The sequence below is a fragment of the Flavobacterium circumlabens genome, from assembly GCF_004345565.1.
Taxonomy (GTDB): Bacteria; Bacteroidota; Bacteroidia; order Flavobacteriales; family Flavobacteriaceae; genus Flavobacterium; species Flavobacterium circumlabens.
In genome coordinates, this window is the sequence record NZ_SLWA01000001.1 from 808,570 (window position 1) to 829,786 (window position 21,217).

Annotated in this window: 19 protein-coding genes; 14 read left to right on the forward strand and 5 right to left on the reverse strand. The window is 35.3% G+C overall.

The window, feature by feature from the left end:
- The first annotated feature begins 87 nt into the window (after nt 1-87).
- From EV142_RS03425 to EV142_RS03480, 12 genes are read left to right on the forward strand one after another with little or no spacing between them, the layout of a single operon-like run.
- Complete coding sequence (locus EV142_RS03425; RefSeq protein ID WP_132032720.1) at nt 88-714, forward strand: LolA family protein; 627 nt, start codon at nt 88-90, stop codon at nt 712-714.
- Nucleotides 680-1,315: a hypothetical protein gene (locus EV142_RS03430; RefSeq protein WP_132032722.1), complete on the forward strand. Its 636-nt coding sequence runs from the start codon at nt 680-682 to the stop codon at nt 1,313-1,315. Before EV142_RS03425 ends, EV142_RS03430 begins: the two co-directional genes overlap by 35 nt.
- Before the next feature lie 37 nt (nt 1,316-1,352).
- A complete protein-coding gene (locus EV142_RS03435) occupies nt 1,353-1,970 on the forward strand; it encodes a porin family protein (RefSeq protein ID WP_132032724.1) in 618 nt (205 codons plus the stop codon).
- Nucleotides 1,971-1,976: 6 nt separating this feature from the next.
- Nucleotides 1,977-2,597 (forward strand): outer membrane beta-barrel protein, encoded by a 621-nt coding sequence (locus EV142_RS03440; protein ID WP_132032726.1) that lies wholly within the window; start codon nt 1,977-1,979, stop codon nt 2,595-2,597.
- A gap of 20 nt (nt 2,598-2,617) precedes the next feature.
- Nucleotides 2,618-3,247: an outer membrane beta-barrel protein gene (locus tag EV142_RS03445; protein WP_158286289.1), complete on the forward strand. Its 630-nt coding sequence runs from the start codon at nt 2,618-2,620 to the stop codon at nt 3,245-3,247.
- 4 nt (nt 3,248-3,251) lie between these two features.
- Complete coding sequence (locus EV142_RS03450) at nt 3,252-3,623, forward strand: hotdog family protein (protein ID WP_132032730.1); 372 nt, start codon at nt 3,252-3,254, stop codon at nt 3,621-3,623.
- A 2-nt stretch (nt 3,624-3,625) separates the two neighbouring features.
- On the forward strand, nt 3,626-4,111 hold the full coding sequence (locus EV142_RS03455) for a hypothetical protein (RefSeq protein ID WP_132032732.1): 486 nt from the start codon (nt 3,626-3,628) through the stop codon (nt 4,109-4,111).
- Between the two features lie 18 nt (nt 4,112-4,129).
- Nucleotides 4,130-5,311 carry a DUF2062 domain-containing protein gene (locus EV142_RS03460; protein WP_132032734.1) on the forward strand — a complete coding sequence of 394 codons (1,182 nt, stop codon included), beginning with the start codon at nt 4,130-4,132 and terminating at the stop codon, nt 5,309-5,311.
- 2 nt (nt 5,312-5,313) lie between these two features.
- Nucleotides 5,314-8,994: a 1-acyl-sn-glycerol-3-phosphate acyltransferase gene (locus tag EV142_RS03465; protein WP_132032736.1), complete on the forward strand. Its 3,681-nt coding sequence runs from the start codon at nt 5,314-5,316 to the stop codon at nt 8,992-8,994.
- A gap of 1 nt (nt 8,995) precedes the next feature.
- A complete protein-coding gene (locus EV142_RS03470; protein WP_132032738.1) occupies nt 8,996-10,513 on the forward strand; it encodes a phytoene desaturase family protein in 1,518 nt (505 codons plus the stop codon).
- Nucleotides 10,514-10,521: 8 nt separating this feature from the next.
- Entirely contained in the window at nt 10,522-12,183 is a 1,662-nt protein-coding gene (locus EV142_RS03475) for a C45 family autoproteolytic acyltransferase/hydolase (RefSeq protein ID WP_132032740.1), read from the forward strand.
- A gap of 2 nt (nt 12,184-12,185) precedes the next feature.
- On the forward strand, nt 12,186-13,478 hold the full coding sequence (locus tag EV142_RS03480; RefSeq protein WP_132032742.1) for a phenylacetate--CoA ligase family protein: 1,293 nt from the start codon (nt 12,186-12,188) through the stop codon (nt 13,476-13,478).
- Nucleotides 13,479-13,568: 90 nt separating this feature from the next.
- On the opposite strand, the gene EV142_RS03485 is transcribed toward EV142_RS03480, so the two are convergent.
- Nucleotides 13,569-14,678 carry a hypothetical protein gene (locus EV142_RS03485; RefSeq protein WP_132032744.1) on the reverse strand — a complete coding sequence of 370 codons (1,110 nt, stop codon included), beginning with the start codon at nt 14,676-14,678 and terminating at the stop codon, nt 13,569-13,571.
- A 219-nt stretch (nt 14,679-14,897) separates the two neighbouring features.
- Here EV142_RS03485 and dusB point away from each other — a divergent pair, with 219 nt between their 5' ends.
- Entirely contained in the window at nt 14,898-15,890 is a 993-nt protein-coding gene (gene dusB, locus EV142_RS03490; RefSeq protein ID WP_132032746.1) for a tRNA dihydrouridine synthase DusB, read from the forward strand.
- A 177-nt stretch (nt 15,891-16,067) separates the two neighbouring features.
- Here dusB and EV142_RS03495 read toward each other — a convergent pair whose 3' ends face one another.
- The 3 genes from EV142_RS03495 to rbfA all read right to left on the reverse strand — a co-directional run bounded on the left by EV142_RS03495 (nt 16,068) and on the right by rbfA (nt 19,261).
- Complete coding sequence (locus EV142_RS03495; protein ID WP_132032748.1) at nt 16,068-17,495, reverse strand: MATE family efflux transporter; 1,428 nt, start codon at nt 17,493-17,495, stop codon at nt 16,068-16,070.
- 172 nt (nt 17,496-17,667) lie between these two features.
- Nucleotides 17,668-18,867 (reverse strand): ABC transporter permease, encoded by a 1,200-nt coding sequence (locus tag EV142_RS03500; protein WP_132032750.1) that lies wholly within the window; start codon nt 18,865-18,867, stop codon nt 17,668-17,670.
- Nucleotide 18,868: 1 nt separating this feature from the next.
- Entirely contained in the window at nt 18,869-19,261 is a 393-nt protein-coding gene (gene rbfA / locus EV142_RS03505; protein ID WP_047774669.1) for a 30S ribosome-binding factor RbfA, read from the reverse strand.
- 227 nt (nt 19,262-19,488) lie between these two features.
- Here rbfA and EV142_RS03510 point away from each other — a divergent pair, with 227 nt between their 5' ends.
- A complete protein-coding gene (locus tag EV142_RS03510; RefSeq protein WP_132032752.1) occupies nt 19,489-19,902 on the forward strand; it encodes a CBS domain-containing protein in 414 nt (137 codons plus the stop codon).
- A gap of 38 nt (nt 19,903-19,940) precedes the next feature.
- On the opposite strand, the gene EV142_RS03515 is transcribed toward EV142_RS03510, so the two are convergent.
- Nucleotides 19,941-21,194: a murein hydrolase activator EnvC family protein gene (locus EV142_RS03515; protein WP_132032754.1), complete on the reverse strand. Its 1,254-nt coding sequence runs from the start codon at nt 21,192-21,194 to the stop codon at nt 19,941-19,943.
- Nucleotides 21,195-21,217: the final 23 nt, after the last annotated feature.

A 21,217-nucleotide genomic window follows, 5' to 3' on the forward strand; every position in this document is an offset into this window, starting at 1 on the left:
TTATCAAAATGCTTAATTCAAATAATAATCTGTGTAAATCATTTTAATCTGTGGCAAAATGTTTTTAAGCACAATTTTAATAAAATTATGAAAACTAAAATAGCACTACTAATTCTATTTATTTCAGGCAATTTATTTGCCCAGGAACAAAAAATGTCTGATGCAGAAATTGCCGCTTTCAAACAGGACGTCAATGTATCCGCAAAAAAAATCAAAACACTGACTACCGATTTTGTACAGTACAAACATTTGGACTTTTTATCGAAGGATATTGAAACTTCCGGAAAAATGATTTTTAAGGAACCAAACATGCTGCAGTGGCAATACAAAAAGCCATACAATTATAGTATTGTTTTTAAGAACGGGAAAATCCTGATTAATGATGAAGGAAAGAAAAGTGCCGTTGATGTTGGAAACAGTAAAATTTTTGGCCGCATCAATAAATTAATTGTGGGCAGCGTGAGTGGAAATATGTTTGATGATAAAGAATTTACGATTTCATACTTTAAATCAAAAGGACAAAATCTGGCCAAATTCATTCCGAAAGATGCAACGCTGAAAAAATACATCAAACAGATTGAACTGACTTTCGATAAAGAAGAAGCAACTGTGGTTCAGGTAAAATTATTGGAATCCTCTGAAGATTATACCCGAATTGTACTTAAAAATAAAGTGATCAATGCAAAAATCGACGATTCCCTTTTTACTAATTAATTGCGTACTGGCAATTGTTTTGATTTCTTGTGGCTCAGTCACAAAAAATTATTCCCCTAAAAAATTAGACAAAACGTCTTATAAAGCGCCGTATTTTTCAAATCCAAAAACAGATTATGTTTATAAAACCAATATTACGGTTTACGGAAATGAAATGAGCGGAATTTTCATTGCTAAAAAAATAAATGATACCGTACACCGAATCGTTTTTACCACTGAATTTGGTAACAAATTGCTGGATTTTGAAATTTCGGAAAAGAGTTTTAAAGTCAATTCGATTGTTTCAGAATTAGACCGAAAAATATTAATTAATACCTTGAGGGAAGATTTTCGATTATTGCTGAAAAAAGAATATTTAATACAGGAACAGTTTGAAAAAGAATCAGATAACATCTACAAATCGGCTGATGGTAAAAGAGATAATTATCTGTTTCTATCCAAAAAAGACCAGAAATTAGAGAAAGTGATTCATGCATCTCAAACAAAAGAAAAAATAACACTTCTATTTAGTTCAGAAAACAATATTTTTGCCGAGAAAATTCAGATTATTCATCAAAATATTAAGTTGAAAATTGAGTTGAATTATTTTAAATCTGAATAAAAATTTAAACTAATCATAAACTTTAAATCAAACCAAAATGAAAAAATTAACCTTAATTGCATTTGTTTTATTTACAGGTCTTGTAACATCAAATGCGCAGGTAACTGTCAGCCCGGGACTTCGCGGAGGTTTAAACCTTTCGAAATTATCGAATATTGATGATAATGGTTTAAAATCAGATTTTTATGTTGGTGGTTTAGTTGATATAAAATTCAATAAGTATTTTACACTTCAGCCTGAATTGACCTATTCAAGACAAGGTTCTGAAGGAAGATATTTTGATGATCAAAACCCGAATTTTGGTGTACCTGCAAAATACGAATTAGATTATCTTACGGTTGGTGCTGTTGCTAAATTTTACTTCGGCGGAAAAGGCTTTCACATTTTAGCGGGGCCGTCAGCTGATTTTAAAACAAGTGATAATTTTGGCGAATACGGTTTTGACCCGATCGATTTTGACCTTTCTATAGTTGCCGGATTAGGGTACACCTTACCAAACGGATTAACTTTTGAAGCAAGATTTAAACAAGGATTAATTGATATTTATGGGTATGACGGTCTTGATTACGATGATAACGGAGATTATTATTATGATGATGTAATCTTAAATCAGGTATTCCAGATTGGTATTAGCTATACATTTAAAACGAAATAAAAGTTTTTGAGTCCAAACAAAATATTTATCGCCATAGTCGCTTTTTTTGCATTGCAGCAAACACAAGCTCAATTTACTTTTAAACCCGGTTTGAGAGGAGGTTTTACATTTTCTACTATTTCAGAAACGCATGCTGATTATAAACCCGATTTTTATATTGGTGGATTTGGAGAAATAAATATAAAAAAACATTATGCGCTGCAACCTGAAATCACCTATTCCAGACAAGCCTCTAATAATGTAACCCGGAATTATTTTGACAATAATAGCGGCACAGAAAGAGTCGAACGTCGTGATTTAAAAATCGATTACTTATCGTTTGCCCTTATTAATAAATTTACATTTGGACCCGGCATTCAAATACAATTCGGACCCGCTTTAGATGTTTTATTATATGATAATTTAGTGAGAAGAAAAACGTATAACGATGTAGCCTTTATTACTGGTATCGCTTATAAGTTGTCTTCCAATCTAACCCTTGAAGCGCGATTGAAAAAAGGGTTGCTTGACGTATTAGACAGTGATTATTATCACAATGATCATAATGATTATTATTTATTTGGAGATTATAATACCAATATGAATTTTCAATTAGGGATTTCTTATTCTTTTGCAGCAAAAAAATAAACCATTTTAAAATAAATATCTTGAAAAAAACATTTTTACTTTTTGCCATTATCTTTTTAAGCTTTACAAAAACAAAAGCACAAGTAACTTTCAGACCCGGAATTCAGGCTGGAGCTACTATCTCTAAAATAGGAAAAACGGAGCTGGATCTAAAAAGCAAAACAGATTTCTACATTGGTGGTTTTGGAGCGCTGAAACTTGGTAAAATTTATACTTTACAGCCTGAAATAACCTATTCGAGACAAGGATCAAAAGGTTCTGTTGAAGGATTTTATTATGGCCAATCACAAACTATAACTGAAAAAAGAAGTCTGGATATTTCGCTTCAGTATTTGTCATTTATAACGATGAATAAATTTAATCTTACGGAAAACATATATCTGCTGGCCGGTCCTTTTGTTGATTTTATGGTGGGTGATGAAGTGAAGTACGATAAGTCGAATAATTTTTTTGCACCGATTTCAAAAGGTGAAGATATTGATTTTGGAATTATCGGAGGTGTTGGATTTAGCCTTCCAAAAGGAATTGCTTTTGAAGCAAGAATCAAAAAAGGAACAAGAGATGCATTTGATGATGTGAACGGATCGGCTACGGTAAATACGAATCTGGTTTATCAAATAGGTGCAGCCTATACATTCGGAAAAAAATAAAATTATGGTTTTAAAAGACTTCTATAAAGTCCTTTCAGAAGAAGAAACAGGAGATGCCAAATATAATATTCGTATATTGGTTAATGCCAATCATGATGTTTTTAAAGGTCATTTTCCTGGAAACCCAATTATGCCGGGCGTTTGCATGATTCAGATTATTAAAGAACTGACAGAATCTATTACTAAAAGTACTTTGATGATTCAGACACTGACCAATGTAAAATTCATGGCATTGATAAATCCTGAAACGAATCCGGAATTGCGTTTAGAACTTGATATAACAACTACAGATGATGATTTGGTAAAGGTGAAAAACACCACCTATTTTAACGATACGGTTGCTTTAAAATTAAGCAATGTGTATAAAAAAATATAATTATGAAATTACTACTGTCAGTACTGCTCTGGATAAATTTTGCCGGAACCCCGGATTTGGCAAGCATTCGCAAAATGTATACTACTGCTCCGAAATCAGAGGCTTCTGCCAAAGATTTTGTAGAAAAACTTTCAGGCATTTCTACGACTGATGAAAAAATATTAGTGGCTTATAAAGCGGCTTCGATTTTACTGGATTCTAAATTCGAGAAGAAATTAGGCCAAAAAATGGAACGTTTTAAAGAAGGTGCGAAACTATTGGAATCGACTATTGCGAACGAACCAAACAATATCGAAATCCGAATGATCCGCCTGAGTATTCAGGAAAATGTACCCGGAATTACAGGTTACAAGAAAAACATCAAAGAAGACAGAAAATATATCACTGACCATTACAGCGAGCAAAATGCTGCTTTAAAAGGATATCTAAAAGACTTTGTCCTGCAATCTAAAAGTTTCTCTAAAAAAGAGAAGCAATTTGTGCAGTAGACGAAGAAACCAAATGCAATGAAACCTGTAATACCACAACAAGAACTCCTTCCTACTATTAATTTTTGTGTCATTGTGCCCACGTACAATAATCACAAAACTTTAAAAAAGGTGCTGGATTCTATTTTAGATTTCACTCCCAATGTCATTATAGTTAATGATGGATCGACCGATGAAACAAGTGAAATCCTAAAACAATATACGCAGTTAACTCAGATTCATCACACCAAAAATTCCGGAAAAGGAATGGCTTTGCGAAACGGTTTCAAAAAAGCAATTGAAATGAATTTTGAATACGCCATTACAATCGATTCCGACGGACAGCATTTTGCTTCCGATATTCCGAATTTTATTGTTGAAATTCAAAATCAGCCGAATTCTTTATTAATCGGAAGCCGAAACATGACACAGGAAAATGTGCCTAAGAAAAGTAGTTTCGGCAACAAATTTTCGAATTTCTGGTTCTGGTTTGAAACCGGAATTAAGCTTGAAGATACACAATCGGGTTTCCGGTTGTATCCGTTGCAGCTGATTCCGAAAAAATATTATACCAATAAATTTGAATTTGAAATTGAAGTTATCGTCCGCTCGGCCTGGAAAGGAATTGTCGTAAAAAATATTCCGATTCAGATTTTATACGATCCTGCCGAAAGGGTTTCGCATTTTCGTCCGTTTAAAGATTTTACCCGAATCAGTATTCTGAATACTGTTTTGGTTATCAATACGCTTTTGTACATTAAACCCAGAGATTTTTTCAGAAGAGCAAAAAAAAAAGGATTTAAGAAATTTTTCCTGGAAGATATTTTAGAAAGCAGTGATTCCGATTTCAAAAAAGCAGCCGCAATTGCACTGGGAATTTTTATTGGAATGTCTCCTTTTTGGGGATTCCAGACCATTTTGCTTTTGTTTTTCGCTACTTTATTTAAGCTTAATAAAGTCATTGCCTACCTGTCATCAAATGTGAGCTTTCCTCCTTTTATTCCCTTCATTATTTATGGTTCCCTGAAAATGGGAAGCTATTTTGTGTCCAGTGAAACTCCTTTAGTTTTAGACAGTTCGCTTACACTTGACGATATTCAGAAAAATGCAACGCAATATATCGTAGGAAGTCTTATTTTAGCAACCGTTTCCGCGTTGATTACAGGGCTTTTAAGCTATTTGCTTTTAACCATTTTTAGTTCAAGAAAAAACAAAAAATAAACATGCATCATTATTTCTACGCTATTCATTTATTTGTAAATCGAAGAAAATCGCTGTCGGTTTTGTTTGCAGTTGCGATGCTTTTCCTTTTTGGTTTTTTTGCTTCCCGTATAAAATTTGAAGAAGATATTACCAAGCTTATTCCAACAAACGATAAGTCTGATGTTACGGCAAAAGTGCTGAAACAACTCAATTTTGCGGATAAAATTACCGTTATTTTCAAACTGGATAAAAACGGAACTCAGGAAGATTTAAAAGAAATGTCCACTGCTTTTTCAGACAGTGTTGCTGTATCGTGCAAGCCTTATATAACAGGAATTCAGGGAAAAATAGACGAAGAAAATATTCAGGAAACAATTGATTTTGTTTACGGCAATCTGCCTTTGTTTCTGGAAAATAAAGATTACACCGCTATTCAGGATAAACTGCAAAAAGACAGTATTGCAGCAACTGTTCAGGGAAATTACAAATCGATTATTTCACCGTCTGGATTCGTAACCAAAGATTTTATCCTGCAGGATCCTTTGGGAATTTCTTTTATTGCCTTAAAAAAATTACAACAGCTCAATGTGGGCGATGATTTTACGCTCGATAATGGTTTTGTAATGACCAAAGACAAAAAGAAATTACTGCTATTTATTACGTCTAATCTTCCCTCCAGCGAAACTGAAAAAAACACCCTCTTTGCTGCCAGGCTTCAATCGATTCAGGAAAATTTAAATCAGAAATTCAAAACCAAAACGTCCATCAGTTATTTTGGTTCCGCTCTGATTGCTGTTGCCAACGCCAATCAAATTAAAAGTGATATTATCTTAACGACATCAATCGCGATGATTACGCTGATGTTGATTCTGATTTTATTCTACAGAAAAGTATTAATACCGTTAATCATTTTTCTGCCGACCGTTTTTGGTGCTTTGTTTGCCGTCGCTTTTTTATATTTTGTAAAAGAACAAATCTCCGCTATTTCTCTGGGAATCGGTTCTATTTTATTGGGAATCACGATTGATTATTCCATTCATATCCTGACGCATTACAAACACAACAGCGATGTAAAAACGTTGTACAAAGACATTACCATGCCGGTCATCATGAGTAGTTCTACTACTGCTGTTGCCTTTTTATGCCTGCTTTTTGTAAAATCAGACGCATTGAATGACTTAGGAATTTTTGCAGCTGTTATCGTTATGGCTTCTGCTTTTTTCTCCCTTTTGATTGTTCCCCATTTGTACAAGCCGAAAGAAAATAATTTCGACCACAAGAAAAATGTGATCGATAAACTGGCGCATTTTTCATTCCATAATAATAAAATCCTAATTGGTTTTTGTGTACTGATCACGATTGTTTGCTGTTTTACTTATAATAATGTGGGCTTCAACAATGATTTGTCGCAATTGAATTTTGTTCCGAAAGAAATAAAAGCTGCCGAAAAAGACCTGGAGGAAAGTACCAGTTTAACCTCCAAAACCATTTATGTTGCTTCGTACGGAAAAACGATGGAAGAAGTGCTGCAAAATAACAGCCGCCTTTTTACTGATTTGTCTAAAGAAAAACAACAACAGAAAATATTAAATTTCAGCTCCGTTGGCGGAATCATGCTTTCGCAAAAAGAGCAACAGCAAAAAATTGACCAATGGAATTCCTTTTGGGATTTGAATAAAAAACAGCTTCTAAAATCCCAATTGATTTCGGAAGGTTTAAAATTGGGTTTCAAACCAACGACTTATTCCCGCTTTTTTGAGCATTTAGATTTAGATTTCAAACCGATTTCAGCAGCTGAATATCTAAAAGTTCAGGCTTTGCAATTGCATGAATTTGTCACAGAAAAAAATGGTTTTTTTACGATTTCCACTTTAGTAAAAGTAGGTCCCGGACAACGTGATGCATTTGTAAAATCGGCTGAAACCAAAAAGAATCTGATCGTAATTGACCGTCAGCAGATGAATGAAACTTTTTTCAGCACTTTAAAAACTGATTTTAATTCGCTCGTCAATTATTCTTTTGTTGCCGTAATCCTGATTTTGTTTTTCTTCTTCAGAAGAATCGAACTGGTTATTGTAAGCTGTATTCCGATTGCTTTAACGGGAATTGTAACGGCCGGAATTATGGGCATTTTTGGCATTCAGATGAATATTTTCAGCATGATCGTCTGTACGCTTATTTTTGGCCACGGGGTAGATTTCAGTATTTTTATGACAAGCGCACTTCAGAAAGAATATACCAACGGGAAAAACGAAATTGCCATTTACAGAACGTCCATTATTCTGGCCGTCATTACCACTATTTTAGGAATTGGTGCCATGATTTTTGCACAGCATCCTGCCCTGAGGTCTATTTCTTCGGTTTCTTTAATCGGGGTTTTTGCAGCGCTTATTATTACGTTTATTTTCTATCCGATCCTGTTCAAAGTATTTATCTCAAACCGTTCAAAAAAAGGAAATGCTCCTTTTGAATTGCGAAGCTTACTTCATGGAATAATATCCTTTGCTTACTACGGACTTGGCGGTATTCTAATGTCTGTTTTCAGCATGACTATCATGCCGATTCTTCCGGTTCGGGAAAAACCAAAAATGAAAGCATTTCGATATGTGATTTCAAAATTTATGAAATCTGTCCTGTATTCAAGTCCGCTTTTACATAAAAAAATCATTAATAAGTGTAACGAAAATTTCGATAAACCGGCTATTATTATTGCCAACCATTCGTCCTTTATTGACATTCTGGCTATGGGAATGCTGAGTCCGAAGATTATATTTTTGGTCAATGACTGGGTGTACAACTCTCCTATTTTTGGTGGTACTGTCAGAAAAGCAGGTTTTTATCCGGTTTCAGAAGGAATCGAAGGAGGCGTTGAGCATTTACGCCAAAAAGTAAACGAAGGATATTCCTTAATGATTTTTCCGGAAGGAACGCGTTCAGAAAGCAACCAGATTAATCGTTTTCATAAAGGTGCCTTTTATCTTGCCGAAGAATTTAATTTAGACATTGTCCCTGTCCTGATCCACGGTGCTTCAGAAGCTATTCCGAAAGGAGATTTTGTCATTCATCACAGTTATCTCACACTTTCTATTTTAGAAAGAATCACGCCCGAAAATCTTTCGTTTGGAAAAAATTATGGCGAAAGAACCAAACAAATAGGTTCTTTTTTCAGGGATCAATTTAGCAGCCTTCGTCACGAATTAGAAGGTCCGGAATACTGGAAAAAAATGCTTATTCACAGTTATGATTACAAAGAAATTGAAGTCATCAAGAGTGTTAAAAGTAATCTGAAAACTCATTTTGAAACGTATCATAAACTCAATAAATATCTTTCGGCGAAAGCCAGAATATTACATTTGTCGGATGATTACGGGCAACTGGATGTCTTATTGACTTTACAGGAACCGCAGCGAAAAATTTATTCTTTTCATCATGACGAAGAAAAATCAGCCGTTGCCAAAACCAATTATATCGTTACAAAAAGAAAGATTTCTTATCTGGAAAATAGAGAGACCGCATTCGAAAATCAATATGATGCCATTTTAATTTCCGATGAAAATTATAAAACTGATCTTGAAAAAATTATTTCCCTTACTTCATTGGTAATTTTAATTGATAGCTCGGGTTTAAAAAACACTTTGACTAACTTTGGTTTTCATTCTGTTTTGGATGAAGGTGCCCTAATTGTATTAAAGAAAAACTAGGATGAAAGAACATTACGATGTAGTAATTGTAGGTAGCGGTTTAGGCGGATTGGTGTCGTCTATAATTCTGGCTAAAGAAGGCTATAGCGTTTGTGTGCTTGAAAAAAACAATCAATATGGCGGAAACCTGCAGACTTTTGTACGGGACAAAACCATTTTTGATACCGGGATTCATTATATCGGAGGATTGAAGGAAGGACAAAACCTGTATAAATATTTCAAATATCTCGGAATAATCGATCATTTAAATTTAAAAAGATTAGATGAAAATGGTTTCGATATGATCTCTTTTGAAGATGATAAAATCGAATATCCCCACGCGCAGGGGTATGATAATTTTGTAAAACAATTGCAAAATTATTTCCCCGAAGAAAAAACAAATCTGGAAGCGTATTGCCGGAAAATAAGAACCATCTGCGATTCGTTTCCCCTTTACAATTTAGAGTGGGAAGGTAAATATGACAATGCTATTTTAGAATTAAATGCCAAAGCAACTATTGACGAATTTACAGAAAACGAAAAACTAAGAGCGGTTCTTGGCGGCTCTAATTTTTTGTATGCCGGAATTGCCGACAAATCACCATTTTATGTTCATGCTCTTTCTGTAAACTCCTATATTCAAAGTTCCTGGCGTTGCATCAATGGCGGAAGCCAGATTACAAAACAACTCCTGAAACAGCTCAAAAAACACGGAGGAGAATTTTACAAACACAAAGAAGTAACTCATTTTCCATCTGAAAATAACAAAGTAACTGCTGTAAAAATGAAAGACGGAACCGAGGTTTCCGGCACTTATTTTATTTCGAATATTGAACCGAAAACGACCTTAAAAATGGTCGGCGAAGAAAATTTCAGGAAATCATTCTACAGTCGCATTCAGAGTCTTGAAGGTGTGATTTCTGCCTTTAGCCTTTATATTGTTTTTAAACCTAAAACGTTCCACTACATCAATCATAATTATTATCATTTTAAAAAGAGTACAGAAGTCTGGACCTCTCATGAGTATGATGAAAAAACCTGGCCAAAAGCGTATATGGCATCGATGAATGCTTCTAAAAAAGAGGAAGAATGGGCCGAAGGAATGACTTTTATTACCTACATGAAATTTGATGATGTCCTGCCGTGGACGGAAACTTACAATACGGCAGCTGATAAAAATGACAGAGGCGAAAGTTACGAGGAATTTAAGTCCCGAAAAGCCGCTAAATTTTTAGATGAAATTGAAATAAAATTCCCCGGAATCAGAGACTGCATCAGATCCGTACATACTTCCACACCGCTTTCGTACAGGGATTACATTGGTGGCGACGGAGGTAATATGTATGGTTACGTAAAGGATTCCAATAATCCGATGAAGACACTGATTGCCTCCAAAACCAAATTAGACAATCTTTACCTTACCGGACAAAGTATCAATATGCATGGCGTTTTGGGAGTTACCATCGGAGCGGTCGTAACCTGCTCTGAAATTATTGGAAAAGAATATCTCATTAACAAAATCAATCAGGCATCTGAATAATTAGTATCATGAAAAACCGGATCCATCTACTTATCTTTATTGGTTTATTAGGAGTATTGGTTTCTTGTGGTATCTCAAAATCAAAAAATCACCTGCCGGATATCGCGCATTACGAAGCCGCAAAACCGATTGTTACAAAATTCTCCGACAGTGTATTTCTTTCGGGTAAAAATTCACTTTTAAAAAACAAACAAGGCCTTTGGGAATTATACGTTGAAGGTAATCCGCTTGAAATTGGGCTTGTAACCGGGGCTCTTTCCGATTCTCTTTTAAAAAAGCAGGAACAGATTTTTTTCTCCCGAATTGAAGATTTTGTACCTTCAAAATTCCAGCAAAGGCTGCTTCGCAATTTTCTAAAATGGTACAACAGAAAATTATTCCAGAATGTACCTGATGAATATCAAACGGAGATTTACGGTGTTTCCCAATATGCTTCTCATGATTTTGACAACTTAGCCCCGCAATACCTGCGCAATTTATATTTGCATGCCGCACACGATATTGGTCACGCTTTACAGGATCTGGCTTTGGTAGGCTGTTCCTCTTTTGCTGCCTGGGGTGACAAATCTGAAGATGGTCATTTAATTCTGGGCCGTAATTTTGATTTTTATGTGAATGACGCTTTCGCGGAAAATAAAATCGTGGCTTTTATAAATCCGAAGGAAGGCCATCCTTTTATGATGGTAACCTGGGCCGGTATGATCGGCGCTGTTTCCGGAATGAATAATGAAGGACTGACCGTGACCATAAATGCAGGGAAATCTAAAATTCCAATGACGGCAAAAACACCCATCTCTATTCTGACGAGAGAGATTTTACAGCATGCACAAAATATTGAGGAAGCAATTGCGATCGCCAAAAAAAGAAAAGTATTTGTTTCAGAATCTATAATGGTAGGAAGCGCTCAGGACAACAAAGCGGTTTTAATTGAAGTATCACCGGAAAAAATGGATGTATTTGATGCTCCAAATAGCAGTCAGTTAATTTGTTCGAACCATTTTCAGAGCGATGCTTTTAAAAATGACGAAAGGAACCAATTGCAAATTGCCAATAGTCATTCGAAATATCGCTTTGACAGAATGCGGGAACTTTTTGCAGAAAGCCCAAAAATCAATCCCGAAATAGCATCCCAAATTCTAAGAAATAAAGAGGGTTTACAAAATATAGCTTTGGGTTACGGCAACGAAAAAGCACTAAATCAATTGATGGCGCATCACGGAATTATATTTAAACCGAAAGAAAAACTAGTCTGGGTTTCTGCAAATCCTTATCAAATGGGAGAATTTGTCTGCTATAATTTAGATTCTGTTTTTAAAGAAAGAAAAAACGAACATGTCATTTCATTTGAAGAAGAAAGCCATAACATTGCCAAAGATCCTTTTCTGGAAACTACCACTTTCAAAAACTATCAGAAATTTAGAATTGAAGATCATAAAATAGATTCCTACCTGAAGAATAAAACCGAAATTACTTTTGATTTTATTCGGAATTACCAATCTTTAAACCCGGATTATTGGGTTGTGTATTATAAAGCAGGATTGTATTTTTACCAAAAGAAATACTTCCGGCTGGCTCAGATTAATTTTGAAAAAGCATTAACCAAAGAAATCACAACTGTTCCTGACAAAGAAGCAATTGAAAAATATTTAAAAAAACTCAAAAGAAAATGAAAATGATTCCATCAATAGAAAAGGATTCTTTAGAACAGATTAAAAATTTTCAGGAGCAGAAATTAGCGGAACTTTTAACGTATATCAGTCAGAATTCCCCTTTTTACAAAAGACTTTTCGCAGGGCAGAATATTGATCTTTCAAAAATAAAAACCCTGGAAGATTTACAGCATTTGCCTGTAACAACAAAAGAAGATTTACAACAGTACAACGATGATTTTTTATGCGTTCCGCAACATAAAATTATTGATTATGCTTCTACTTCAGGGACTTTGGGAGATCCTGTGACTTTTGGTCTAACCGATGCGGACTTAGACCGACTGGCGTATAATGAAGCCATTTCGTTTGCCTGTGCCGGAATTGAAGAAGGCGATGTCGTACAGTTAATGACTACAATCGACCGAAAATTTATGGCTGGTCTGGCTTATTTTCTGGGATTGCGAAAATTAAAAGTCGGCGTAATTCGGGTGGGTGCCGGAATTCCAGAATTGCAATGGGACTCGATTTTGAAATACAAACCTTCCTATTTAATTACGGTTCCTTCTTTTTTACTGAAGTTAATTGAATATGCCGAAGCACACGGAATTGATTATAATAATTCAAGTATAAAGGGGGCCATTTGCATTGGAGAATCGCTAAGAAATCAGGATTTTTCGATGAATATCCTTTCCAATAAAATCACTGAAAAGTGGAATATCAAGTTGTTTTCGACTTATGCTTCTACCGAAATGAGCACTGCCTTTACGGAATGCGAACATGGCGTTGGCGGTCATCATCATCCGGAATTGATCATTGTTGAAGTCCTGGACGAAAATAATATTCCTGTAAAAGAAGGAGAAATCGGTGAATTGACTTTTACCACTTTAGGTATTGAAGCCATGCCTTTATTACGTTTTAAAACAGGCGATATTGTACAATTGCATAACAGCCCTTGTGCCTGCGGAAGAAATACGTTGCGCGTTGGTCCGGTTGTCGGACGTAAAAAGCAAATGATTAAATACAAAGGAACGACACTTTATCCGCCTGCCATGAACGATGTTTTAAGTGATTTCGACAATATCGAAAATCATATTATTGAAATTTCAACCAATGATTTAGGCACGGATGAAATTGTAATAAAAATTGCCGTAAAAAATCAAAGCCCTGAATTCTTACAGGAAATAAAAGATCACTTCAGAGCCAAATTAAGAGTAACGCCAAAGATTGAATTCGCTTCAAAAGAAACTTTAAATCCTTTGGTTTTTAACCCAATGAGCCGAAAACCAATTCGATTTTTTGATTATAGAGTTCAATAGTAAGTTTCAAAGTTGCAGAGGTTCAGAGGGGCAAAGGCTTGTAATCCGAATAAAAAAAGCCTGGTTGATACCAGGCTTTAGATTCAAAATTTACATATCGAATAACTCTAATACTCCGGTAGACTGAATTATTTGTGGAGTTGTTGAATAGGACTGATTGTTTGCATCGATAACTCTGAAATACAAGTCGTAATAAGTTGATTTTACAGATGTTCTGGTAAATAAGTACAATGGATTTCCAGTACCAATCTGAATGTAAGACGAAACTGGATCTTCATGACGCTTAATCCACCAGCTGTATTGCTGATAAGGAGTCGTTCCTCCGGAAACTGTTGCAGACCAGGATCCCATTGATGCTTTTGTTACATAACTGGAACCTGTAAAACTGGCTGTAAGTGCTGGAGGAGTATTTGAAGCCAACACAAAACTGTATGAACTTGTCACTGTTTTTGGAAATGATAAACCATTTATTACCACGCCTGCCTGATGTTTTGCATTTAATGTAATACTATAGCTTTTTGCTACTGCATTATCTTTTACTTTTAATGTAAGTGTGATTCCATCATTTGAGATTAGTTGTAAATTATCGGTATCATACACCCAACTATATTGTACTCCTAAAGAATGAGCATCGTGCTGAAGTGAAACTGAAAAAACCTCTCCTCTTATCGGAGCAGTAACGGGTTTATTTAAATCTACATTTAGAGAATAAGTTCGATAGTAACTTTTTGTGGTATTCAGGTAATAATATCCAATGCAATTTTTATATAAAGCATTTAAACCTTGTTTCGAATAGACAGTAGTATTTCCGCTATCAGTTATTATAGCGGCGTGGTCAATCGCTGTATAATTACCTGTTTGATAATCTGTCAAATTATTCCAATATAATACTTTTGTTGCTTTATTACTGTTGTCTTCCTTAAATATACCTGTTGCAATATAAGCTTGATATATTTCTGCATTGTCCATTGGTTTTTTTTCTTCTGTTTCACTTAAAGAAAAAGCAAGTCCAAAGCAGTTATAAGAAGTATCAGCCGGACCAATTAAGGCAGGTGTACTGCAGTCTTCTGCTGCTATCTTTTTAGTGCTGACTGTGTTTTTTGTAAGTGAAATTTCATCATTTTGCTTCATGGTTTCTTCAGAGCACGAAAGCATTGTTAAAGCCATAAATGACATGAAAATAAATTTTAAGTTTTTCATAGATTTGATTAGGTTTTTGGGTTTAATAATTTATTACTCAAATATATGTGATTTTAGGATAAATACTACAGTATTAATTTTATGGAATACTTAAACTTTGCTCTTCTAATTTTTTCCGCACTTAAACTAAACCTTTGACCCTTTGTCACTTTACCCCTTTGAACCTCTAAATAGCAATGAATTAAACTAAATGTTGTAATTTTGCACAAAATATTGAAGATGGTCAAGATTGGCAACATAGAATTACCCGAATTTCCTTTACTACTCGCACCGATGGAAGATGTGAGCGATCCACCGTTTCGCAGATTATGTAAAACGCATGGCGCTGACTTAATGTATTCTGAATTTATTTCGTCAGAAGGATTGATTCGTGATGCGATCAAAAGCAGAATGAAGCTGGATATTTTTGATTACGAACGCCCGGTTGGAATTCAGATTTTTGGTGGTGATGAAGAAGCGATGGCACTTTCGTCAAAAATTGTCACAACCGTAAAACCCGATTTAGTGGATATCAATTTTGGATGTCCGGTAAAAAAAGTCGTTTGCAAAGGTGCCGGTGCAGGAGTGCTGAAAGATGTTGATTTGATGATTCGTTTAACCAAAGCGGTTATCAGAAGTACTGATTTACCTGTTACAGTAAAAACACGTCTGGGCTGGGATGATAACTCCATTAATATTGATGAAGTTGCCGAAAGGCTTCAGGATATTGGTGTTCAGGCTTTAACAATTCACGCCAGAACGCGTGCGCAAATGTATAAAGGCCACGCCGATTGGTCGCACATTGCAAGAGTAAAAAACAACCCAAGAATTACAATGCCAATTTTTGGAAATGGCGATATCGACAGTCCTGAAAAAGCACTAAAATATAAAAACGAATACGGCATCGACGGAATCATGATTGGTCGTGCTGCAATTGGTTATCCGTGGATTTTTAACGAAATTAAACATTACTTTAAGACCGGTGAGCATTTAGCTGCTCCAACGGTTGGTGATCGTGTTGAAGCCGCCAGAAATCATTTGCAATGGTCTATGGACTGGAAAGGCGAACGTTTAGGGATTGTAGAAATGCGTCGTCATTATACCAACTATTTCAAAGGAATTCATTCTTTTAAAGAATACAAGCAAAAACTGGTTACGACTGATGAACCTGAAATTTTATTCGCGATTATGGATGAAATAAAAGAGGTTTATGCCGGATACGAGTTTGTGTAAAAAATAATTTTAATCGCAAGGACGCTAAAATTTATATCCTGGCAATATGATAAAAATTGCAAAGTTCGCAAAGCTATAATTGATATAGCTTTGCGAACTTTGCGATTATATAAAATACTATAGTAAAAAACCTGGCGTTCTTTGCGGTTAAATTCTAAAATATTTCTGCCATTTACTTTACACCTGAGTTCGTTTCCACTTCCCTCTTTTGTAAAAGAAAATACCCGCCAGTGTTATGGCCGTTTCAGCAACCGGAATTGCTATAAAAACACCCGTTGGTCCCATCTGAAAATGTTTTGCCAATATAAAAGCCAACGGAATCTGAAACAGCCAAAAGCCGAAGAAATTAATTCCGGTTGGTGTCCAGGTATCTCCTGCCCCATTGAAGGTGTTGATCAATACCATTCCGATTCCGTAGAAAATAAACCCAATACTCATAATCTGTAAGGCTTCAACGGCAATGGTTTTCACCATTTCATCATTGGTAAAAAAGGAAATGATATATTTTCCGAAACATAAGGTTATGACCATAATGGTAGCCATAAAGATCACATTGTATTTGGCCGTGGTATAAACCGATTTTTCAGCACGATCAATTCGTTTTGCACCTAAATTTTGTCCAACCAAAGTTGCGGCTGCATTGCTTAATCCCCAGGCTGGAAGTATAAAAAACATCATGATTCGTAGTGCCGTCTGGTATCCGGCAGATCCATGATCACCTCCGGTTGTTGCCACCAGTTGCGCCAGGAAAATCCAACTGCAGGATGCGATTACGAATTGTAACACTCCGGGAGCAGCAATTTTTATCAATGCTTTTATTTGTTTAAAATCAGGAATAAAATACGATGCAATGATCTTTAAAACACCCTTCCCAAAAAACAAATGGTACAATTGATACAGAACTCCAATGCTTCGTCCCAAGGTAGTTGCAATTGCAGCGCCCGTCAACCCAAAAGCGGGAACGGGACCAAAACCGTTAATTAATACCGGACATAGAATAATATTGCAAATATTGGCCAGCCAAAGACTTTTCATGGCAATGGCAGCATTTCCGGCTCCGCGAAAAATTCCGTTAATCAGAAATAGAAGCATGATACACAAACTTCCACCAATCATAATCTGTGTAAATCGGTAACCGTGTTCCGCAGCATCAAGAGAGGCACCCATCAATATCAGAATATCTTTGGCATAAATAAAACCCAGAATACTCATTACACTATTGATTACAAAAGCTATAATGATGGCCTGCATACCTGCTTTTGCGGCGGCAATCGGATCTTTCTCTCCGATTCGTCTTGCTACAACTGCTGTTGCAGCCATACTAATACCAATTGCAACCGAATACACTATTGTAATTACAGATTCGGTTAAACCTACTGTCTGTATCGCAAAACTGCTATGCTCCAAATGCCCAACAAAATATAAATCGACTAGTGCAAACACCGATTCCATCATCATTTCCAGAACCATAGGAATGGCCAGGAGAATGACTGCTTTTTTAATGCTTCCGGAAGTATAATCAAAAGATTCGTCTCCTTTGATCGCTAATTTTAAAGTGGTAAAAATTTTAGAAAATAAACTCTTTTGTATAGTTGTTTCTGTCATGATATAATAGGATAAATGATAAAATTAGCCCAGATATAATAGATCTGAACTGAAGAAAAAAAACGTAAGTATCCTAATTATTCGAAAAATAAAATAGGATTAGGAAGAAACAATCATAGACATGAGTTTTTTAAGGGGATAAATATAAGTAATTATTTTATACGGAAGGGTACTAATCTAACAGCTTTTTACTTACCCTGCTGCTGGCAATTAAAGAAGCCACAAAGCCAAGAGAAACAATAGTTCCCATCACAATAAGTACATTTTCTAAAGTAAAAACTACAGGATATGCCAAAGTTGGCGTAATCATAATCAACTCATATCGTTGTTGCAGCAGTACTAAAATAATCCCCAGAACAAGACCAATAATACCTCCGAAAACACTTAGTAAAGTGCCCTGAAGCAAAAAGATTTTTCTCAGATCATTGATTTCCGTTCCCAAATTAAAAAGGGTTTTCAGATTTCCTTTTTTATCTAAAATCATCATGATCAAAGCACCAATCAAATTAAAAAGTGCAACGATAATAACTAAGGTGAAAATCAGGTAAACGGCAATATTCTCGGTGTTGAGCATTTTATACAAAGACTCGTTGAGTTGTGCCCTGTTCTTTAAAGTAATCTTATTTTTAAAAATCTTTTCTAATTGAGAATTGATAGCCGCTTCATCTGCATTCTCTTTCAGATTCAATTCAATTCCCGAAATCTGATTGGGTTTGTACATCAATAATTCCTGTGCCAGTGCCAAATCGGTAAACACATATTTCGAATCCAGATCCTCACTAATCGAATAAATTCCGACTGGCAAGACATCCGTTTTATTAAATGCTTCTTCTGGATTTTCAAAGGCTCCTTTTCCGGGTTTAGGGGCTAGGATCTGCAATGGGTTTTCAAAATCCAATAATCCCATAGAAAAGTCACGGGCAATTCCATAGCCAACAACCACCTGATAGGTATCCGGTTTCAGCCATTGTCCGTTAAACAGCTTTTTTTTGATGTCGTTTACCACTACATAATTGCTATCAACTCCTTTTATGTAAGTAACTTGTTGCTTGTCTTTAAAAATAAACAAAACACGTTCCTCGATAATTTTAGTATATGACGCTACACCGTTAATTTTTTTAATCTGACTTTCCTGATCGGGTGTCAGTAAAAATGATTTTCCATATGTACTGGTCATTTTTAAATCCGGATCGATTTCATTTGTAAACGAAAGACTAAAAACTTTTAGCCCGCTAAAAACAGACAATACCACAAACAAAGCCATTGTACCAACAATAATTCCCATGCTGGCAATACGATTGATAATATTTATAGCATTGTTTTTACTTCTGCTAAAAATGTAACGTTTGGCTATGTAAAGCGGAAAATTCAATTTATGACTTTCTTCTTTTTTCTAAAAGATCACGATTTTCAATTGGGTTTTCTCTGTTTGACAATGCGTTGTCAATTTTCTCAATATAATCTAAAGAGTCATCAATAAAGAATACCAGGTTTGGTACACGACGCAATTGCAAACGCACACGCTGAGATAAATCGTGTTTGATTAAAGTACTGTTCGATTTAATTCCTTCTAAAGTTTCTTTGGCTTTCTCCTGAGGAAAGATGCTTAAATATACTGTTGCCACTGATAAGTCTGAAGTAACACTAACTTTGGATACCGAAATTACTAAATTATTAATTCCGTTTTTTCGCACTTCACCTTGCAAAATATCAACCAAATCTTTTTGGATGACACCGCCTATTTTTTTCTGTCTATTTGTTTCCATACTGCAAAAATACTATTTTAAATTTCAATCAATACAATTTCAAATAAACAATAAAGTGATTTTTAAACTCTTCTTTATTTCAATTTCGATTTTAGACTCTTTTTTTTAGTTAAATAAAAAGTAACAACTTTATAAAAAGCCAAAAACTACTGTTTTGAAGGTGACAAAAATCATGTTTTATATAAGAAATATTTTACATATTTGACACAAACAAAACAGCTTTAATTATGAAAAAAAGAGAACCAGTCAGTCATATCATGACTAAAAGTGTCATTACCGTAAATCAAATGGATGATCTCAAAGAAGTAGTCGCAAAACTAAAATCAAATGCTATTCGGCACATTCCTGTTGTTAATGGCAACGAAGTTATTGGTATTATAAGTCGTTCGGATATCAACAGACTTACTTTTGGCGCTTTATTTGAAGGCCAGGAAGGTGCTGATGAAGCGATCCTCGAAATGCTTTCCATTGCACAAATAATGACTTCCAAACCTAAAACTGTTTCACCTGAAACCAGTATTCGGGATCTCGTTGAGATTTTTGCAAAAGAAGAGTTTCATGCTTTACCTGTAGTTGATAAGGGAATCCTAAAAGGCATTGTCACCACAACCGATGTGATGCACTATTTTTTAGAGCAATAGAATTGAAAAAAAAGGGAGCTTCACTGAGCTCCCTTTTTTTATCTGTTTTGTAACCATCCTTCCGGATTATTATTGGATGTATTTTGAAGAATCAAAAACTTAATAATTGTTTTTCCGGTATCCCCGCTGGTTCTTACTTTTCCGATACTTTGTTTAATATTTACTTTATCTCCTTTATTTACAAATACCTGACTCAAATTTTGATAAACGGTAAAATAATCCCCGTGCTGTATCATAACGGCCCTGTTTATAGGAGATAAAACCATAATACTGGAAACTTCTCCTTCAAATACCGCGCGGGCGTTTGCGCCTTGTTCGGTTGTGATCTCTACTCCAGAATTATGAACGGTTAATGACGGATAAAGCGGGTGAGGCTGATCTCCGTAACCCAGCGAAATAAATCCTTTTTCTACCGGCCATGGCAATTTTCCGCGGTTTGCTTTAAAGTCTGCCGCTAAAATTTTTCCTTCCGGCGTTAAAGCAATTTTAGAAGAGGAAACTGGTGCATTTGATGGCGCCGATCCCGGATTGTCTTTTGCTTTTTCAAGAGCTGCTTTTCTATTGGCCTCAGCAATAGCTTCGCGGATCAAACGATCAATTTGTCTGTCAATTCTTTTCGCTTCCTGCTGTTTGCTTCTTGTATCTGCAATGATTTTATTTTTATCTTTTTTAATGGAGTTCACCAGCTTTTGCTGCTCTTTTTTCTCAACTTCCAAAGCCAGTCGCTCTTTTTGATTTTCAGCAATAATTTTCTTCTTGTCTTGTCGCTGACCATTCAGTTTTGCATTGAAATCGACCAATTGTGCACTTTTAGACTGAATTTCTAACCCTTGGTTTTTTCTGAAATTAGTATATTGCTTTAAATACTGTGCTCTTTTATAGGCCTGTAAAAAACTCTCCGATGATAGAATAAACATCGCTCTGCTTTGCTCTGAACGGCTTTTATAAGATTTAAGGATCATTTTAGCATAATCTTCTTTTAAAACTGTCAGTTCTTTTTTTAACTTATTAACCTTGACCTGGTTAATATACATATCATTGCTCAGCAATTTTTCCTGCTTCGCTGTTGTATTGATTAGTTTTTCCTTCAGCTTGATTTTATTTGCCTGAATTAAAAATACATTTACCGCTGATTTTTCTTTTTTCTTTACGGATTGCAACATTTTTTCGTTGTCTCTAATTTCCTGCTGAATCTGAGCTTTTCGCTGTTCAAGTTTTTCTTGTTGCGAATCTTGTGCCCACAACATTGTAGTGGCGCATATAAAAATTAGGCTTAGGAGAAATTTTGGCATGTTTCTGTTTTCTTTTTGCAAAT

What these genes read in the sequence shown, in the direction of transcription:
- EV142_RS03425 (WP_132032720.1), top strand. Translation starts at nt 88, where the DNA reads ATGAAAACTAAAATAGCACTACTAATTCTATTTATTTCAGGCAATTTA.
- EV142_RS03430 (WP_132032722.1), top strand. Translation starts at nt 680, where the DNA reads ATGCAAAAATCGACGATTCCCTTTTTACTAATTAATTGCGTACTGGCA.
- EV142_RS03435 (WP_132032724.1), top strand. Translation starts at nt 1,353, where the DNA reads ATGAAAAAATTAACCTTAATTGCATTTGTTTTATTTACAGGTCTTGTA.
- EV142_RS03450 (WP_132032730.1), top strand. Translation starts at nt 3,252, where the DNA reads ATGGTTTTAAAAGACTTCTATAAAGTCCTTTCAGAAGAAGAAACAGGA.
- EV142_RS03455 (WP_132032732.1), top strand. Translation starts at nt 3,626, where the DNA reads ATGAAATTACTACTGTCAGTACTGCTCTGGATAAATTTTGCCGGAACC.
- EV142_RS03460 (WP_132032734.1), top strand. Translation starts at nt 4,130, where the DNA reads ATGAAACCTGTAATACCACAACAAGAACTCCTTCCTACTATTAATTTT.
- EV142_RS03465 (WP_132032736.1), top strand. Translation starts at nt 5,314, where the DNA reads ATGCATCATTATTTCTACGCTATTCATTTATTTGTAAATCGAAGAAAA.
- EV142_RS03470 (WP_132032738.1), top strand. Translation starts at nt 8,996, where the DNA reads ATGAAAGAACATTACGATGTAGTAATTGTAGGTAGCGGTTTAGGCGGA.
- EV142_RS03475 (WP_132032740.1), top strand. Translation starts at nt 10,522, where the DNA reads ATGAAAAACCGGATCCATCTACTTATCTTTATTGGTTTATTAGGAGTA.
- EV142_RS03480 (WP_132032742.1), top strand. Translation starts at nt 12,186, where the DNA reads ATGATTCCATCAATAGAAAAGGATTCTTTAGAACAGATTAAAAATTTT.
- EV142_RS03485 (WP_132032744.1), bottom strand. Translation starts at nt 14,678, where the DNA reads ATGAAAAACTTAAAATTTATTTTCATGTCATTTATGGCTTTAACAATG.
- dusB (WP_132032746.1), top strand. Translation starts at nt 14,898, where the DNA reads ATGGTCAAGATTGGCAACATAGAATTACCCGAATTTCCTTTACTACTC.
- EV142_RS03495 (WP_132032748.1), bottom strand. Translation starts at nt 17,495, where the DNA reads ATGACAGAAACAACTATACAAAAGAGTTTATTTTCTAAAATTTTTACC.
- rbfA (WP_047774669.1), bottom strand. Translation starts at nt 19,261, where the DNA reads ATGGAAACAAATAGACAGAAAAAAATAGGCGGTGTCATCCAAAAAGAT.
- EV142_RS03510 (WP_132032752.1), top strand. Translation starts at nt 19,489, where the DNA reads ATGAAAAAAAGAGAACCAGTCAGTCATATCATGACTAAAAGTGTCATT.
- EV142_RS03515 (WP_132032754.1), bottom strand. Translation starts at nt 21,194, where the DNA reads ATGCCAAAATTTCTCCTAAGCCTAATTTTTATATGCGCCACTACAATG.